At 37.0% G+C, this 1,683-nt stretch carries 2 protein-coding genes; both read right to left on the bottom strand.

All coding sequences use genetic code 11. From position 1 onward, the window contains the following. Positions 1–103: 103 nt before the first annotated feature. Complete coding sequence (locus AB4496_RS12165) at positions 104–808, bottom strand: TetR/AcrR family transcriptional regulator (protein WP_017103707.1); 705 nt, start codon at positions 806–808, stop codon at positions 104–106. 28 nt (positions 809–836) lie between these two features. Next, complete coding sequence (locus AB4496_RS12160) at positions 837–1,241, bottom strand: nuclear transport factor 2 family protein (protein WP_017100096.1); 405 nt, start codon at positions 1,239–1,241, stop codon at positions 837–839. Positions 1,242–1,683: the final 442 nt, after the last annotated feature.

Genomic DNA, 1,683 nt, shown 5'->3' with positions numbered 1-1,683 from the left:
CGTGGCACTTTCTAACTCAAAAGTGTCTTATTGGCTTCATGAGGTGCATAGTTAAGCACAATACTTTCTGAAATTAACGTTACCATAAGGTATAAAATTCCTGCTATGGCATCTCGTTTAGTGCGTTAATCTGGTGTTTCAAACCATCTATAAAAACATCAACATACCTATTAAAACTCTCATCCATCGGTTTGTCATAGCCATTTTGCCAGCGTAAAATGAAAGAAGCATTCATCATTTGAGGTAGAAAACGAGTTAAGTTTGGATACTCACTATTTTCTACCTTCTTAGCCTCCCCTCTTAACTTAGCTTCCCATTCATCCGCATTATCTAGCGGTAAATGACCGAACTCCATGGTTACGAAACCACACATTGATGCAATTACTGTGTTGTACATAGGGACTATATGAGACGGCGGACAATTTGCATCCAAAAGAGCAGCTATAATTCCATCTAGCAATCTAGGATCTTGATACGCATTTGCCAGAAGTCGCCCTCCTATCAAATCTGCGATGTGGGGATGGTGTTTTACTGCACCTCTGTAGTTTTGGAATAACAGGGTCAACCAGACGTGCCAATCCAGGTTACCGTAGTTAGGTGTGACACTAGACATCACTGTATTTGCAATTTCACCTAACAGTGTGTTTTTGTTTTTAAAATACCAATAGATAGCTGTTGGATAGGTATCTAACCGTTTAGCTACGTCTCGAATACTAAACGTATCGATTCCTTTCTCCGCAATAAGATTCAGTGCTACCTCGATTATAATTTCCTTAGAGAGAGGTGTTGTATTTGCTTTTCTTTTCATAAAGGTACCGCTATCTATAAAGTACTTGCTAAAGGGAGGTCTGCTTTTTAGACAGATTGAACGAACTTCTAATGTTAAAAGTATCGTAAACAATATTTAATTTGGTAATCAAGCGGCTACCTTTGTCGACTTCTAACACATCGACAACATTAAAAGGTGCAGGTTCACCATTGGCAAGTGTCCAGTCAAAGTAGAACCAGATAGATATCAAATCTGTACAGTCACGAGTTGATTTCCCTTCCATTACGCCCTTCAAGGTTAGCTTTGAACTGCTCGTATCTTCAAACAATTCAGGATAAAAGTCTGCTGCCTTACGTTCACCGTAAAGTGGTGAACTCACCAACGCATCTGGCGTGAAAAGCGATAGTACTTTTTCAATGTTTGCTTCTTCAAGTGCTTCAAGGTATTTGTTTGCTATCGTATTGGCATTCATGATTTTACTCTATTGTTCAGTGTGCAATTCTATATTGTACACTGAACAATAATGAGAGCAAGCTTGAGTTTGTAGCTGTTTAATAGAATGAAAGGTGCTGCATTAACAATGAATGCACTCCTGCATTAAATGCATAAATATTTCGCATCGTTGACTGTAATTGGAAGGTTTTGTCCAAAAGCTTCTCAGGTGTCGTCTACTCGACCAAAGTGTGGTAAAGCAATAACTAAATAGAGAGTTCAGACAGGATCTCTGTTTTTCATTGCAGTCATTTCAATGACTGTTTTATTGTAAACTACAATTCACTTTAAGATTTTTATAGTAAAATAGTTTTTACTATAATTATTTCTAACCTATTACTTTGACATTTAAATTTTGGTAAATTAATATTTACCTTATTATATTTACGGCAAAGGTTAATTTACTATGGGAAGAGGTAACA

Source organism: Vibrio sp. 10N.222.46.A1 (assembly GCF_041473595.1).
In the GTDB taxonomy this organism is placed as follows: Bacteria; Pseudomonadota; Gammaproteobacteria; order Enterobacterales; family Vibrionaceae; genus Vibrio; species Vibrio tasmaniensis_A.
The sequence above is the reverse complement of the archived record's forward strand: the minus strand, read 5'-3'. Positions and strand labels throughout refer to the sequence as shown.